Below are 16,431 nucleotides of genomic sequence, written 5' to 3'. Positions count from 1 at the left end.
AGCACCTGCTTCTTTAAGGCAGATATTTTACTTTGCATCCTTTTTCTTTAGGTACTTTTGCTGGTACCTTTTCCAGGATTTCGAATAGACCTGCACTATATTGGCCTCACTATTAAGGTAAGTAAATATAGCGGCAGTTTTAGGTTCCTGATTGGCTAATCGTATACCTTTCTCTGGCCCCAAAACACTAACGGCAGTAGATAACCAATCTGCTTCTATTCCATTCCGGGTTATAACGGTAACTAAACTTTGGTCGGTAAGTCCTAAACCGGTAGTCGGGTTCAGAATATGCGAATAGCGGGTGCCATCAATATGAATGTACTGGTACAAGTCACCGGAAGTAGCCAAACCTTTATCTTCTAGAAATAAGGGAACTTGATTGGCAGAATCGGTTGGCTGAGGTAAAAGAAAACTTACTAACCAGCCTTTACTTTGGGGTGGAGCCTTACTAACTGCAATATTGCCACCGCCATCAACCAACGCCGATTTGATACCATAAGCCTTTAGCGTTTTCATAGCTTCGTCTACCGCATATCCTTTGCCAATAGCACCTAAGTCCAGCTGCATGCCGGAAGTAGTTAACAGGACCGATTTGTTATTTTTATCTAATTTGATTTTCTCAGGCCCAACCAAATTTTTAGCTTGTGCTAAAGCATCCTCCGGGGAAGGTAGTATGCCGGTACGCCGAGTGCGACGCCACAGTTGCACGTAAGGCCCAACTGTTATATCAAAAGCTCCTTGCGTTTTTCTCGATATTACAGCAGACTTATTTAAGATAAACCATAGGTCTTGGCTAACTGGTACCCATTTACCGGAGCCGGCAGTACGGCATAGCTTATTAACTTCACTCTCCGGATTGTAATCACTCAATATTTTATTTAATTGGGCTACTCGCTTAAATCCTGCTTCTGCCGCCCGCTGAGCTTTTACCGAATCAGTTGCATAAAGTACTATCCGGAAGAGGGTACCCATGTGCGGCTGACTAAATGCAAAGCGATGCGGTACTTTATTTTGAGCAATTCCCGGAATAGCAACTACCCATAAAAATAGAAACAAACAGATTATAAGCTTTTTATTGAAGTTATAATCGTGCGCGGTACCTGACATACAAAAATCTGCAGAAGTAGGATAAATAATAAAAAAGCCTTGACTTAATCAAGGCTCTTAGATGAGATAGGTTTGGTAAAAGTTATTTCGCGGCAATTTTTTTCAGGGAAGCTAAATATTCTACCAGGTTAACCAATTCTTTTTCGGTCATGCCTTGTTGTAAATTAGCTGGCATCATGGAGTTTTCCATTTTTTGTTTAGAGGTAACGTCTTTCATAGGGTAACTCACTACAGTACCGCCCGGTAAGCGCAAGTCCAGTTTATCTTCGGTTTGGCTGGAGATAATACCGGCCGTTTGGGTGCCATCTTTCACCTTGATAATATACCCCTCGTAACCAAAGCTGATACCCGCATCCGGGTGCAGAATAGCGTTGTAGATTGCCAGTTTAGGTAATTTGCTACCGATCTCGGATAACTCCGGACCAAACCAGGCTCCGGTTTCATTTACCTTGTGGCACATGGCGCAGGATTGTTCAAAAACAGCTTTCCCATTTACGGCATCGCCGGTCATGGCCGTTAATTGCGCTATGGGAGCCAATGGTTTGCCTGCCCGGGACGGCTTTTTAAAGTAAAGAGCTGCTGCTTCTTTAATTTCTGGTCGCCAGGCCCGCAGTAATATGGTAGCGGCAGTTTCTTCCAGGTCGGTGGGTAGTTGGCGGTTTTTTACCATTTCTACTAACAGGTTTTCGCCACTGCCGCCTTGCCCATATTTTTGCAAAGCTAACTTACGAATTACTATAGGCCGTTTGCTGTCCTGCAAGATGCCAGCTAGTAAATCTTTTACCTGTTTATTTTCATTGTTGCTCAGGGCCGTAATCATGGCTGTAACGGTTATCGGATCGGAGCTGTTAAGGGTTTTCTGAATCAGATCAGTGCCGTTATTCCGCACCAGTGCCCGGGCCGCATCCCAACCAATAGCGCTATCAGGTTTTGCTAAAGCTAATTTAGCTAATTCCGGATTGTATTCCGGTAAGCTGTATTGATTCAGTAACATCACAAACTTGTTGGTTCCCTTGGCACTATCTACTGTTTTCCGGAGGGCGGTTTGGAACTTCGGATTACCTTCTACAGATTTGCTGTCGCTGTGCTGTAACGCCAGGGTAGTAATTTGCTTTTGCAAAGGATTATTCCCTTCCAATAAACCAATTAAAACTTGTTGCTTAGTAGGTGAGTTTTCGTGAAAATCGAAAGACCGGAAGTAGTAATTGAGCTCGGTTGGCGTTTTACTGTTGTTGATGAGTTGAGCTAGTTTTGGCAAGGCTTCAGCAGTACGTATCCGCCGGATAATTTCCCGATCTGCTGTTTTGCTAATATCGCCGCCTCCTTTACTTACCCAGCCTTTATAAAAAGAATCGGCTTGTAGATCAGAAGCAATACCTAAGGCTTCCAGGTACCAGCGGTCTTGACCATCGTATTGGCTAATCAGGTCGGTCCAAATTGCAGGAGCTTCCGGCGATTTATTGTACCGTAAAGCAATGGCAACTTCTCTTCTAATATGCGGGTTAGGATCTTTGGCCCAAGCTTTCAGAACCGGAACTACGTTTAATTTCAATTCCTGCGCGGCACGTAAACCGGTAATCCGGATATTCGGGTCAGCATCTTTGTAAGCTTGCTCCAAGTATTTATTACCGGAGCCTTCTATTTTACTTAATAACCAAAGTGCCCGGGCACGCATCCGCGACTCGCCAGTTTTCCAAAGTTTAGCTAATTCTTTTTCAGCTTTTTTGCCTTCGCTATGTAATTTTTGCCACGCTAAATACCGGGTAGCCAGGTTAGGGCTTTGCAAGGCTTGTACAGCTCCAGAAGTGGTAGTTAAATCCAGTTTTGGAACTGTATAAGGTGTATTCGGTGGAGCTACCCGGAAGACGCGTCCTTTCTGGGCTTCGCCTTGCTGGTGGCCACCTACGCCCGGATCATACCAATCCGAAATAAACAAGGAGCCATCCGGTGCTACTGTTACATCTGAAGGGCGGAACCATTGGTCTTTAACGCCTTTTACCACATTTACGATTTTGGCTTTATAACCAGCCCCGTCCGGCGTTACCGGATAAGCCCGTACTACGTTTGGTCCGGCATCCGAGTGAATCATCTGGTTGCGGAAAGGAGCGGAAAGTAATTTGCCTTCGTAAATCAGGATACCCGTTGGTGAACCGGCCCCGGTTTGCAATAAGTTAGGTACTACGCCCGGGTCGTTCAGGTGCCAGTGACGAATTGGAATTTCACTTTCCATGCCGGTGCGATAAGCACTCCAGCCAGCCCCGGTTTTCTCGTCCTGATACCCATAGTTACCATAAGGCAATACATAATTAATGCGTACTCCGCGGTTTCCGTCATCATCGTTATCCGATTGCCAAAGCGTACCGTAAGAATCTACCGCTACTTCGTAGTTATTCCGGAAGTTGTGGGCTAATACTTCAAACTCGCCGCCATCGGGGTTGCACCGGAAAACCATACCCTGGCGGTAAGGCTTGCCATTGTTGGCAACTATATTGCCGGCCTGGTCTTTAATAGGATTGCCGTTTTTGTCTTTTATCTGCTGGCCCTCGTTTCCAAAATTAAAATACAATTTACCGTCGGGTCCAAAGGTAAAGGTATGCATGCCGTGGTCGTGCTGCACGCCGCCAATGCCGGTAAACAGCAATTCTTTTTTATCGGCTTTATCATCACCATCGGTATCGGTAAATACAAATACATTCGGCGAGGCTGATACAATTACTTTATTGCCTAATACCGCAATACCTAAAGCGGCATCTACATCTTTGCCCTGGTAAAATACTTTTTGCTTATCGGCCCGGCCGTCGCCATCCACATCTTCCAGTATCAAAATCCGGTCGCCTTCTTTCCGCTCTTCGTTTTGCGGGTTATGCTGCAACCGGTAATTAACAGCTTCTGTTACCCACACCCGGCCTTTGGCATCAATGTCCATGTTGGTCAGGTTTAACGTCATGGGGGCATTGGCAAAGAGTTTGGTTTCGAGGCCAGAGGCTGTTTCCAATCCATCGTTTTCCGGATCTGCAAAAGGTAAGCGGGCCTTGTTCTGGTTAAAAGCAAAACTCAAAGCCAAAAGCGAGACTAACGTTAAACCAGTACCAGCTTTAAAAAAATGGTGGCGCTTTATAGGTTTAAGGTTATAAAGTAGATTTTTAAGAGTATTTTTATTATTCATATTTCGGTCAATATGATGTATAGATAAAGTGAGGGCAGGATGGGTTATACCACGAAACCATCTGCCAAAGCATAAGCGTCAATTACCGCCTGTTCGCCTTTTTTATCGGGTTGCGAATTACCGTGTTCCATGCCCAATAAGCCTTTGTAGCCTTTCTCGTACACGTGCTTAAAAAGATATCGGTAGTTAATTTCTCCGGTTCCCGGTTCCTTCCTTCCCGGTTCGTCGCCTACCTGCAAATAGCCGATTTCGTCCCAGCATAAATCCATGTTGTAGATTAGACGGCCTTCGTTTTTCTGCATGTGGTAAAAGTCGAAAAGTATTTTGCAGGAAGGGCTGTTTACGGCTTTGCAGATCATGTACGTTTGGTCGGAGTTGCGCAGGAAAAGGTTAGGCGTATCGCTAAGTGGTTCCAATACCATTACCAATCCGGCCGGCTCCAATATTTCGGTGCCCCGGCGGAGAGCTTCAATTACATGACCCGTTTGGATGCCGATGGGTAAATTGCGGACGAAATCCCCGGGAACTACCGTGGTCCATTTGGTATTTACGCGTTTGGCTACTTCCACTGCTTTCCGGCAACCATTCAGGAAAATATCAAGGTGTTCTTGTTTGCCGGCAGCCAGAGAATTGGCCCCATTGCCACCTTTATCCAACACAAATACACCCATCGTCATCCCCAATTTAGCTAATTCGTTTCCTATCTTTTCCTGTTCGGCTACCGGGCGGCCCATCATGCCGTTGTCTTCTACCGCTGTAAAGCCCTGGTCGGCCATAAACCGAAGCTGGCTAATTACATCGTCACCGGCCAGGTTTTTAAACATGCCAAAATGCGGGGCATACTTTAGTTTAAACTTATGCTTTGGAGCTGCTTTGGCGTTGCCGTGCGCGTCAGGAATTAAAACCGAAGTAGCCGCCAAAGCACTATTGCTAAGCGCCAAACCCGCTGAGCCTACGGCTAAAGATTTATGCATAAAATCGCGTCTGTTCATAAACGAAGAGAGAAGTTAGGAATCGGTAATTAGTTTAGGGTTCAGGAAATCTAAACCTAATTTAAGAATTCTGAATGGATAAAATTGTCTTGCTTAAAGGTTTAAATAAAGATTTATATTTAAGCAGGTAATTGGGTTGAATGTTTTGAAAATTTAAAGCTTTTAAGAACTTTTTTTGATAATTTATAATCGGAATGTCTGCCGGATATTTCTGATATTTCCAGCGGGGCAGTATATAGTTTCCTCCGGATAAAAAGGTGCAAAAAATACAGGCCGATATTTCCGCTTTTAAGATATTTAGTAGTAGTTTTAAACGCCTGAATTTAGCTTTGCGGGTTGTCGGAAGATGCTTCTGGGCACAAACAAATACATAAAACAACATTCAAACTAAACATAAAAGCTATGAATAGAAAATTAAGAATGGGCATGGTTGGTGGAGGTATTGATGCCTTTATTGGATCAGTGCACCGGATGGCAGCGGCGTTGGATGGTCAGATTGAATTGGTATGTGGTGCTTTTAGCAGCACGGCCGAACGGTCTAAAAAATCTGGTGAGGCCCTGGGATTACCGGCTGATCGGGTGTATGCCAATTTTGAAGAAATGATTCAGAAGGAAAAGGAGTTACCGGAAGGCCAGCGCATGGATTTTATTTCGATTGTAACGCCTAACCACATGCACTTTGGCCCGGCTAAAATGGCGATGGAAAATGGCTTTCATGTGGTGTGCGATAAGCCGGTTACCTTAAATCTAGAAGAAGCTAAAGCTTTAAAAGAAGTAATTGATCGTACTGGCATGTTGTTCTGCCTGACGCATAATTATACCGGTTACCCAATGGTAAAAGAAGCCCGCGAAATGATTAAGAGCGGTAAACTGGGTAAAATCCGGAAGGTAATTGTAGAATATCCGCAGGGTTGGTTAGCCCAGTTGTTAGAAGCAAGCGGTAATAAGCAAGCTGATTGGCGGACCGACCCAGCCCGTTCTGGTGCCGCCGGCTGTATGGGCGATATTGGAACCCACGCTGAGAATTTAGCTGAATACATTACTGGCTTAAAAATTACGGAGCTGTGTGCTGACTTAACTACGTTTGTAGAAGGCCGCAAATTAGAAGACGATGGCAACGTGTTGTTACGCTTTGATAACGGAGCAAAAGGTGTTTTACATGCCAGCCAGATTTGCAACGGCGAAGAAAACGATTTAAACATCCGGGTTTACGGCGAGTTAGGAGGTATACAATGGTTCCAGATGGAGCCGAATACACTGCTTTACAAAACCAACGAAGAAGGCACCCGTCGGATCCGTACTGGAGTAGGTAATTTGTCTGAGCATACCAAAGCCCATATTCGTATTCCTGCTGGTCACCCGGAGGCTTTCCTGGAGGCCTTTGCTAACCTTTACCGCAACTTTGCCTTTACTTTACGCAGCCGCTTAAATGGGGAAGAGCCAAACCCAATTTACCAGGATTTTCCTGGTATTGAGGAAGGTATCCGGGGATTAGCGTTTATTGATACCTGTATTGCCTCTAACAACTCTAATGAGAAGTGGACTAAATTTGTAAGTTAAAAGCATAACTTATTACCTTTAAAAAATTTTTAAAATCCACACGAATTAAAATTAGAAATGAACAAAATTAAAGTTGGTGTAGTAGGGACAGGCTTTATCGGTCCGGCTCATATTGAAGCACTGCGGAGATTGCCTAACGTGGAAGTAGCCGCTCTTTGTGAAGTAACCGAAGAATTAGCCAAACAAAAAGCAGAAGCCTTAGGCATCGAGCGTTATTATACTTTCGACGATCTATTGAAGCAGGATGATATAACCAGTGTGCATATTTGTACGCCTAACTTCCTGCACTACTCACAATCTAAAGCAGCTTTATTAGCCGGCAAGCACGTAGTTTGCGAAAAACCATTAGCCAAAGATTTACACGAAGCCGAAGAATTAGTGGCCTTAGCCAAAGAAACCGGATTAGTAAATGCCGTACACTTTAACTTACGGTATTATCCTTTGGTGCGCCAGATGAAAGTAATGCGTGAAAAAGGTGAGCTGGGCGAAGTTTATTCTATTATTGGCTCTTACCTGCAGGACTGGTTATTTTATAACACGGATTATAACTGGCGTTTAGAACCAGATAAATCCGGCGATTCTCGCGCTATTGCTGATATTGGTTCACACTTAATTGATAATTTAGAGTACATAACCGGCTTAAAAACGGTAGCCGTTATGGCCGATTTTAATACGGTACATAAAACCCGTAAAAAACCACTGAAGCCGTTAGAAACTTACTCTGGTAAAATGTTGCAACCAGAAGATTATGCGGATGTGGAAATTACTACCGAAGACCATGCCAACGTATTGTTAAAATTCGACAATGGTAATCGCGGTGTTATTACCGTATCGCAGGTATCAGCAGGGCGTAAAAACCAACTGAAGTTAGAGATTTCCGGTTCCAAAACCACCTTTGCCTGGAACTCAGAAGCTCCAAACGAAATGTGGATTGGTAACCGCGATGGTGCTAACCAGGTGTTAATGCGCGATCCATCGTTGGTGCATCCGGAAGTGCGTTCTACTATTACTTATCCAGGTGGCCATAACGAAGGTTTTGGTGATACATCAAAACAATTATTTAAGGAAGTTTATGCGGCAGTAGAAGCGGGTAAGCAACCCGAAAACGCACCGTTTCCAACTTTTGCTGATGGTTACCGGGAGTTATTAATTTGTGAGCGGATTTTAGAATCGAACCGCAAGCAAGCGTGGGTTAACGTGTAAACCTGATCTATCAGTGATCAAAAAATGGGCTTCTTATAAAGGAATAAATTTATAAAAAGCCCATTTTTATTAATGCCTTTATATTGTAATTACTAAAACTAAAAATAAAACAAATGAAAGGACCCGCCATATTTTTAGCCCAGTTTGTGGGCAACGAAGCCCCTTTTAACTCTTTAGCGAGTATGTGTAAATGGGCGGCTGATTTAGGTTACAAAGGAGTTCAGATTCCAACCTGGGCTACCCAGTTAGTAGATTTACAAAAGCTGGCCGAAAGCAAGGACTATGTAGATGAATTTAAAGGTATTGCGCAATCTAATGGCGTTGAGATTACCGAACTTTCTACGCACTTACAAGGCCAGTTAGTAGCCGTGCACCCGGCTTACGACAGCATGTTCGATGGCTTTGCACCCGCAGAATACCGCAATAACCCGAAAGCCCGTACCGAGTGGGCCGTGCAGCAATTGAAGTATGCCGCTAAAGCGAGCCAAAATTTAGGCTTAAATGCCCATGCTACTTTCTCAGGAGCTTTACTGTGGCATACCGTATACCCTTGGCCGCAACGCCCGGCTGGTTTAGTAGAAACTGGTTTTAAAGAATTAGCGGAACGCTGGATGCCAATTCTGAATGCATTCGACGAAGCGGGGGTAGATGTTTGCTACGAAATTCACCCGGGTGAAGATTTACACGATGGCGTTACCTTTGAACGTTTCTTAGCGGCTACTGGTAACCACAAACGGGTTAATTTATTATACGACCCAAGTCACTTTGTTCTACAGCAGTTAGATTACCTACAGTATATTGATATCTATCACCAGCATATTAAAATGTTCCATGTGAAGGATGCCGAGTTTAATCCAACTGGTCGTTCTGGTGTATATGGTGGCTACCAGGATTGGGTAGATCGTCCGGGGCGTTTCCGTTCTTTAGGCGATGGCCAGGTAGATTTCAAATCTATTTTCAGCAAGCTATCCCAATATAACTACGAAGGTTGGGCAGTATTAGAGTGGGAGTGCGCCCTGAAACATCCGGAAGATGGTGCCCGCGAAGGTGCTCCCTTTATCCAATCGCACATGATTCGCCGTACTGAAAGAGCTTTTGATGATTTTGCTGGAACGGGTTCAGATGAAGCCTACAACCGCAAAGTATTAGGTTTAGATTAATCTTAAAGAATCTTGCAAATAAAAAGCCTGCTTCATAAAGAGCAGGCTTTTTCGTGTTCATTCAAGTTGTTAACTTTTAATAATAAAAAGTACTAGCTTTATTATACTGCTTTTCTTATTGGCGGTACATCGCTTTTTACTTTGTCTAGAGGAAATAAAATGCTAAAATTATTGAGAACTGATTCAGCCAATCCTGATTTTGTAGAGTTAGTTAAATATTTAGATGCTGATTTAAGAGTTAGAGACGGGGAGGACCATGGCTTCTTTGCTCAGTTCAATAAAATTGATAAAATTAAATATGTAGTTCTGGCTTTTTTGAATGAGAAAGCTGTGGGTTGTGGTGCCATAAAAGAATATGAACCTGGGGTAATAGAGGTGAAAAGAATGTATGTGGCACCTGAAAACCGTGAGAATGGCATAGCCACCCAAATTTTGAAGGAACTGGAAAAGTGGGCAAGGGAGCTTTCTTATAGTAAATGTATTTTGGAAACGGGTGAAAAACAACCAGAAGCGGTGCAACTATATAAGAAAAATGCCTACAAGGTAATACCTAACTATGGGCAGTATGAAAACGTGCTCAGCAGTGTATGTTTTGAAAAGTTAATTGCTTAAAGGCAGGAATGAGGAGCTTAAAGTTGGTTACCTTGATATTATTCCTCTCCCGAGGAAAGTAAATTAAGGTTTTACTGGTGTATTAGAGGGGCAACTGCTGATTTTAAAACTTTGAATTATAAATAAGATAATTTGCTTAATAAAAAAAGCCGCTTTAGGATTTCTAAAGCGGCTTTTTTTATTATTTTCCGATTTTCTATTCCGGATTAAAAGTAATGGTTTTGAGGAAGGCTCTACCTGGTTGTTGTGGCCTTACTAGTATAAATACATCTTGTAACGGAGCACTTCCGGTTTCAGTCGTTTTCTGTAACGGAATACTAGCAGTTACTTTTTCACGGTTAGCAGCAAAGTTTAAAGTGCCATTACCTATTACCGGTCCATCAGGTTTGCCGGCACGTACTTCTACTTGGTAAGATCCTGGACGGTACGCACCAAATCCGGTTAATTCGATGCTTTTTACGCCAGTTAAATCTAACTGTGTACCTTTAATAGTAGCCGGAGCTGTTGGCATAATTAAATAACGGGCACCTAATGAATCTTTACGGGCAAAGCCGGTAACTTCTCTCAGGTCGCTTACATCCATTACATTGCTTCTTAGGTAAACGGCGCTTGAACCAGCCAGCGGACTAATGCCGGCACCACCGTTGTCGGTGTAAGTGGCCAGTAAACGGAAAACATTATTTTCTTTTTTCTGCTCGCTTATTACCGGCTGAATTTTACCACTAGCTGGTAAAGATGGTTTGTTGCTTTCAGCATTGGCTAAAGACAATACGTAAGTTACAATCAAGCGTGCATCACCTTCGTCCATGGTTAAGTGAGCTGGCATTACGTGCTCGCCCCAAACCCCGCTACCACCATTAATAATTTTAGAAGCTAAATATTCATGAGCACGGGTATCTTTCTGGTACTTTTTAGCTACGGCAGTAAAAGATGGACCTATTGACTTTTCAGTGATACTGTGGCAAGCCTTGCAGTCAGATGCCATCATTAGATTTTTACCCAGGATGGACTCTGAAATAACCTGGTGCCCCTGTGAAGCGGCGGCCATGTCTCTGCCCTGTATATAGTCAGTAGATACATATAAGTTCTTCATATCTACTTTAGCACCTTCGTCGGTAACTTTTACCTGGTAGTTTACCGGTTTGCCTGGGAAGAAGAAGCTTCGGTTACCTTGTACATTAATGTTTACTACTGGCTGTGCATTACCAGCATAAACCTCCACTACTGTACTTCTGGCCCAAGCTTTTTCCGTATCCTGTACCTGCACGCTTACTTTGTAGCTGCCGGCTTTAGAAATTGTATGTTTCAGATTGGGTTCTTTGGTTTCAACCTTCGTATCACCAATGTTCCAGATATAGGATAAGTTATCTTTTTCCGGATCAGTTGCTTTAACGCTGGCGTTTATGGTTAATGGTAGATTGCCGTTTAACTTGTCTACTTTAAAATCAGCTACTTTTGGCGGACGGTTACCTGGTAAGTAATCAATGCGGGAAAGTGCAGCATCCGGGTTTTTAGCAAACCAGCCTTTACCATATTCCAGTACATATAATCTGCCATCAGGTCCAACTTCCATATCAATTGGAGAGGCTAAATTGCCTTCCTGTAAGAATGGCTCCATTTTATCATAGTTGCCTTCCGGAGTTAGACTAACTACTTTAATCCAGTCGCGAATCCATTCATAAATAAAGAACTTGCCGTTATAATAGTCTGGATAACGAGTTTCTTTCGGATACAGGTCGGTATAATAAACCGGCCCAGCCATAGCATTACGTCCACCGGTACCTACTTCCGGAAATTCTCTGGACTCCGCATAAGGATACCAAATAAGAGCAGGCTCCACTGGTGGTAATTCTCTTAAGCCAGTGTTGTTACGGGAGTTATTAATTGGTTTTTTAGGATCAAAAGCAGCTCCCGGTTTACCGGTTGCATAGTCAAATTCGCGGTACGGATAGTTATCGCCAATAAAATATGGCCAGCCAAAATGGCCTGCTTTTTTAGCCTGGTTTACTTCATCGTAACCCCGTGGGCCACGAGTGGTCATACTATCATTACGGGCATCTGGTCCTACTTCTCCCCAGTATAACCAACCATTTTTCTGGTCTACTGTAATCCGGTAAGGGTTACGGTGACCCATGGTATAGATTTCCGGGCGTGTTTTGGCCAGGCCTTTCGGGAATAAGTTTCCTTCCGGGATTGAATAAGAGCCATCTGGGTTTATTTTAAGACGTAGAATTTTTCCTCTTAAATCATTCGTGTTTCCAGACGAGCGGCGCACATCGTATTGTAAGTGGCCCGGGCGATCATCTAAAGGAGCATACCCATTAGATACGTACCGTTGGTTAGGTTCATCAAATGGGGTAGAGTTATCGCCGGTAGATAAATATAAGTAACCTTCTGGCCCAAAGGCGATGGAACCTCCGGTATGGCAGCAAATTTCGCGTTGCGAATAAAACTGCAGCATAATTTTTTCGGAGCTTTTATCAAAGGTGTTGTTTTTAAAGGTAAACCGGGATAAACGGTTGACCGAGGTGTCCTGCGGGCTGTAGAAAACATAAATGTAATTGTTCTCTTTAAAGTTAGGATCGGCCGCTAAACCCAGGATACCTTCTTCAGAGTTTACACCAGGAGTATTGGTCTTATTATAAACGTTTAAAGATCCTACCTGTTTTACCGATTGATTCTTAGAATCATAAAACATCAGTTCGCCGCGACGTTGGGCAATCAGAACATCCAGGTTAGGTAAAATAGCCATTTCGGTTGGTTCGTTAAATACACCTACGGCTAAAGAAGTTTTAATGAAACGATCTGCTTCCGGTACAGGCTGCGTCTTAGCTTTGCTGTAATCTAAAGGAGCATTTTTGCCTACCGCATATTTAATGCCACCCAGTACATGTTGTAAGAAGTTAGCCTCCGTAAAAGATTCTGGTGTATGACCCAAAGCTGTATAGAAAGCCCGGCCACCATCAAATTCCTGGTACCACGACATAGGATGGTTATCACCGTTTTTACCACCTTCGTAGCTCTTCTCATCTATTTTCATAATAACTTTCGTTTTATTACTTAGATTTTTGAAGTTGTACCACTCGTCGGTGCGGGTCCATTTTTTTGGTAAATGTTTGGTGGCAATATTTTTTCGGTCAATTACCTGTAAGGTAGCAGGCTGCGTTTTTGGATGGCTTAAAAAATAAGCACCAACCAAACGGCCATACCAACCCCAGTTGTATTCGGTATCGGTAGCCGCGTGGATACCCACAAAACCCCCACCGGCTTGGATGTAACGTTCAAAAGCAGCTTCCTGATAATTGTTTAATACATCGCCGGTAGTGCTAAGGAACAAAACAGCCGCATATTTTTTAAGATTTTCATCTGTAAATGCATTGGAGTTGGTGGTCGTGTCGGCATCCATGCCGTTGTCAGATGCCAACTTCAATAGGGCAATGTTACCCTGAGCAATAGAGGCATGGTGGTAGCCGCTGGTTTTGCTGAAGATAAGAATTTTTGGTCTTTCCAGAATCTTGCTGAAACTAAACAAGGCTAGTACCAGCAAGGTGAAAATACTTCCGGCGAGTAACCTTGAAGATCGAGTTATTTTCATTGGTATTATTTAAAATTAGCTATTGGTGGGTTAATAATATAACGTTATAATTCAGGATATAAATGTAAAGCATAAGAAAATAATTACGAAATAAGACCGCCTCTGCAACAGCCTTTCTTGCCAACAATAAGGTATAAATTACCTTTTTAAAGCATATTTAATCAGGTTTAAATTTAAAAAATTCTTCAAAATTTAGTATTTAATCAATCAATGTGATTATCTGTTTAAAAGTATTTAGCTATTTAATCAAATGTTTGAAAAAAGTAGAAAGTTGATAAAATTCAATAAAGGAAAATAAAACTTTTGGTAGCAATTAAGTTTAAATTATTATTTTTAGACAATTTTCAACCCCATTTTATAAAAATCAACCTTAAAAGTTCAGGTAGATGAATCTTAAAAAAGTAAAACTTCTGATAGCTTTGGTTTTAGCTTTTGCTGGAGTATACGAAATTACGGGAAAACCGGGTAATCAAAAGAACCCAAGCGATAACAGGTTAACACCTGGTGAGCAAAAAGTAGGATGGGTTTTATTGTTTGATGGGAAATCGATGGACCAGTGGCGTGGGTTTAGAAAGGAAGTTGTTGCTGACGCCTGGCAAATAAAAGATGATGCCATCACGCTCGTAGGCAAAGGAGGTGGCGACATTATTACTAAAAATCAATTCGAAAATTTTGAGTTGGTATTGGACTGGAAAATTTCTGAAGGGGGTAACAGTGGTATTATGTTTCACGTTTCGGAAGACCCGAAATATAAAAATACCTATGAAACAGGACCGGAAATACAGGTTTTAGATAACGACCGGCACCCGGATGCCAAAATGGGGAAAAATGGTAACCGGCAGGCAGGTTCTAATTATGATTTAATTCCACTATCTAAGCCGGCTGTAAAACCAGTAGGTCAGTTTAATAATTTCCGGTTAAAGGTACAAAACGGGCATGTTGAACATTGGCTAAACGGGAAAAAAGTAGTGGAGTACCAATTGGGCAGCCCAGAGTGGGAGCAGTTGGTAAAAGAAAGCAAATTTGCAGCTATGCCGGGTTATGGCCGCATGAAAACCGGACACATTGCTTTGCAAGACCATGGGGATAAAGTCTGGTTTAAAAATATAAAAATCCGCCCTCTTTAATATTTACCACATAAATATTTACCACATAAAAAGCAGATTAAGAACCTAACCTGCTTTTATTTAAACCGAGCTTAATATTAGTTGGTAGCCAAAAAATAAATCAAGTATTTTGAGCAATGGCCATTTTTTATTTATTTGAACCCAATATAAGCTAGCATTATTCATCTAAACCTTTACATAACTAAACTTAATGAACGAGAACATTAATAAAAGTGCTCTGTTTTATGGGAGTTGCTTTGCCCTAATCACAACAGGTTTTACTTTTTCTATCAGAGCAGGTATTTTGCCCCAGTTGGGCAATGAATTTGGCCTTTCGGCCGAGCAATTAGGATTTATTAATTCCATGTGGTTTTTAGGCTTCCCTATTTCCATGGTAATTGGCGGATTAGTTTATCATACTGTAGGTCCTAAAATTATTATGACCGTTGCATTTTTAGCCCACGTTTTAGGGATTTTATTAACCATATATGCAGGTGGATACACCGGATTGCTTATTTCGACCCTTTTAATTGGTATTGCTAATGGCTGTACAGAAGCTGCCTGTAATCCTATGATTGCAGATATGTATTCTGGTACTACCCTAAATAAAATGCTAAATAGGTTTCACATGTGGTTTCCCGGAGGAATCTTAATAGGTTCTCTTATCTCTAAATTTATGACTGATTTAGGATTTTCCTGGCAAGCCCAGATGTGGGTTATCCTGGTGCCAGCGCTTGCCTATGCCTTTTTGTTTTTTGGCAAAGCTTTCCCAAAACCACAAGTGGAAGGGGCAACCTCAATTGGTCAAAATTTAAAAGCGATGTTAAGTCCATTATACATATTCCTGATTGTATGTATGGCTCTTACTGCTATTACTGAATTTGGTCCTGGGCAATGGGTTGGTATTATTTTGAGTAGCAGCGGAGCAGATCCAATGCTGATTTTAGCACTTACTGCCGGGTTAGTGGCTGTAGCAAGGTTCTTTGCCGGCCCTGTTGTGGCGAGTCTTGGACAAACGGGAGTTTTGTTAGGAGGTGCAATTCTTTCAGCAATTGGCATTTATTTGTTTAGTACTGTAACTGGTTCTACTGCCTATGTGGCCGCCATCATTTTTGCCCTTGGCTATGGTTATTTCTGGCCGGTAATGGTAGGATCTGTTGCACAGCGGGTGCCTTTGAGTAGTGCTTTAGGTATGTCCATTATTGGTGCAGTCGGTATGTTTTCTTCTTCTATTTTTCAGCCAATTATTGGGAGCTGGATCGATAATTCCCGTTCAGAAAACACGGCGCAGGGGCTTACTGGCAATGCACTAGAACTAGCTACAGGACAGGAAACCTTACAAAAAATGATAGCTTTCCCAGCTATCTTAATAGTACTATTTATTATTCTGTTTTTCTGGCAAAGGAATTCAAAGAATACGGCTGGCGTGCCCTCTTCCGCTCATTAATATTTCTAATTATCCAGATTCAATAGATTCAGTTATAAATATTAATCTACATATTCTAATACAGAAAGGCTGCTAATAATTGGCGGCCTTTTTTGTTTATACCAGTTAGTTAATAAGCACAATCTAATAAGGAAAGTTAAAAAACTCAATTGACAGGATATGGGTTCAGTAATCCAGACTATAGCAGTGGGTAGTAAAACCATGACGAATTAGTAAACAATTGCTGGTGGTGGAATTAATGCTGGGGCAATAACTTTGAGCTATCTGGTTGTATTACTAGGTATACCAATTATTTTATTTGCGGAATCGCAAAGCTGAGAAAATGAATGCATCTATGAGGCGCATACTTAATATTTTACTAGTGCCTAATGTAATAATTTTGCTGTTCAGAAGTTGTTAAGGAAAAAGTTATAATGTTGATAATTTTCCAACAATTGGTGGATAATAATAAATATTTTAAATATTTATATTTTTAGATAAAAT

The 16,431-nt window shown here is 42.1% G+C and carries 10 protein-coding genes; 6 read left to right on the top strand and 4 right to left on the bottom strand.

Annotation, left to right across the window (positions count from 1 at the left end; translation table 11 throughout):
- Positions 1-27 precede the first annotated feature (27 nt).
- From ADHAQ_RS24600 to ADHAQ_RS0105485, 3 genes are all read right to left on the bottom strand, one after another.
- Entirely contained in the window at positions 28-1,107 is a 1,080-nt protein-coding gene (locus ADHAQ_RS24600) for an FAD:protein FMN transferase (protein ID WP_084523747.1), read from the bottom strand.
- Positions 1,108-1,189: 82 nt separating this feature from the next.
- Positions 1,190-4,273: a PVC-type heme-binding CxxCH protein gene (locus ADHAQ_RS24595; protein ID WP_051359725.1), complete on the bottom strand. Its 3,084-nt coding sequence runs from the start codon at positions 4,271-4,273 to the stop codon at positions 1,190-1,192.
- A 44-nt stretch (positions 4,274-4,317) separates the two neighbouring features.
- Complete coding sequence (locus ADHAQ_RS0105485; protein ID WP_026462091.1) at positions 4,318-5,265, bottom strand: hydroxypyruvate isomerase family protein; 948 nt, start codon at positions 5,263-5,265, stop codon at positions 4,318-4,320.
- 420 nt (positions 5,266-5,685) lie between these two features.
- On the opposite strand from ADHAQ_RS0105485, the gene ADHAQ_RS0105475 reads away from it, so the two are divergent.
- From ADHAQ_RS0105475 to ADHAQ_RS0105460, 4 genes are all read left to right on the top strand, one after another.
- The gene (locus ADHAQ_RS0105475; RefSeq protein ID WP_026462089.1) at positions 5,686-6,825 is read left to right on the top strand and encodes a Gfo/Idh/MocA family protein; all 1,140 of its coding nucleotides are present in this window, start codon (positions 5,686-5,688) and stop codon (positions 6,823-6,825) included.
- Positions 6,826-6,882: 57 nt separating this feature from the next.
- Positions 6,883-8,028, top strand: a complete 1,146-nt coding sequence (locus tag ADHAQ_RS0105470) for a Gfo/Idh/MocA family protein (RefSeq protein WP_026462088.1) — start codon at positions 6,883-6,885, stop codon at positions 8,026-8,028.
- 104 nt (positions 8,029-8,132) lie between these two features.
- A complete protein-coding gene (locus tag ADHAQ_RS0105465) occupies positions 8,133-9,188 on the top strand; it encodes a sugar phosphate isomerase/epimerase family protein (RefSeq protein WP_026462087.1) in 1,056 nt (351 codons plus the stop codon).
- Between the two features lie 159 nt (positions 9,189-9,347).
- Entirely contained in the window at positions 9,348-9,800 is a 453-nt protein-coding gene (locus ADHAQ_RS0105460; protein WP_026462086.1) for a GNAT family N-acetyltransferase, read from the top strand.
- A gap of 196 nt (positions 9,801-9,996) precedes the next feature.
- Here ADHAQ_RS0105460 and ADHAQ_RS0105455 read toward each other — a convergent pair whose 3' ends face one another.
- Positions 9,997-13,395 (bottom strand): ThuA domain-containing protein, encoded by a 3,399-nt coding sequence (locus ADHAQ_RS0105455; protein WP_034256602.1) that lies wholly within the window; start codon positions 13,393-13,395, stop codon positions 9,997-9,999.
- A gap of 386 nt (positions 13,396-13,781) precedes the next feature.
- Here ADHAQ_RS0105455 and ADHAQ_RS24590 point away from each other — a divergent pair, with 386 nt between their 5' ends.
- Positions 13,782-14,522, top strand: coding sequence for a 3-keto-disaccharide hydrolase (locus tag ADHAQ_RS24590; protein ID WP_071781094.1), 741 nt, complete (start codon positions 13,782-13,784; stop codon positions 14,520-14,522).
- Positions 14,523-14,712: 190 nt separating this feature from the next.
- Positions 14,713-15,948, top strand: coding sequence for an MFS transporter (locus ADHAQ_RS0105445; RefSeq protein WP_026462084.1), 1,236 nt, complete (start codon positions 14,713-14,715; stop codon positions 15,946-15,948).
- Positions 15,949-16,431 lie beyond the last annotated feature (483 nt).

Origin of the sequence: Adhaeribacter aquaticus DSM 16391 (assembly GCF_000473365.1) — a bacterium.
GTDB classification, from domain to species: domain Bacteria; phylum Bacteroidota; class Bacteroidia; order Cytophagales; family Hymenobacteraceae; genus Adhaeribacter; species Adhaeribacter aquaticus.
Note: the sequence above shows the minus strand (reverse complement) of the source record. Positions and strands in the feature narration are given on the sequence as shown.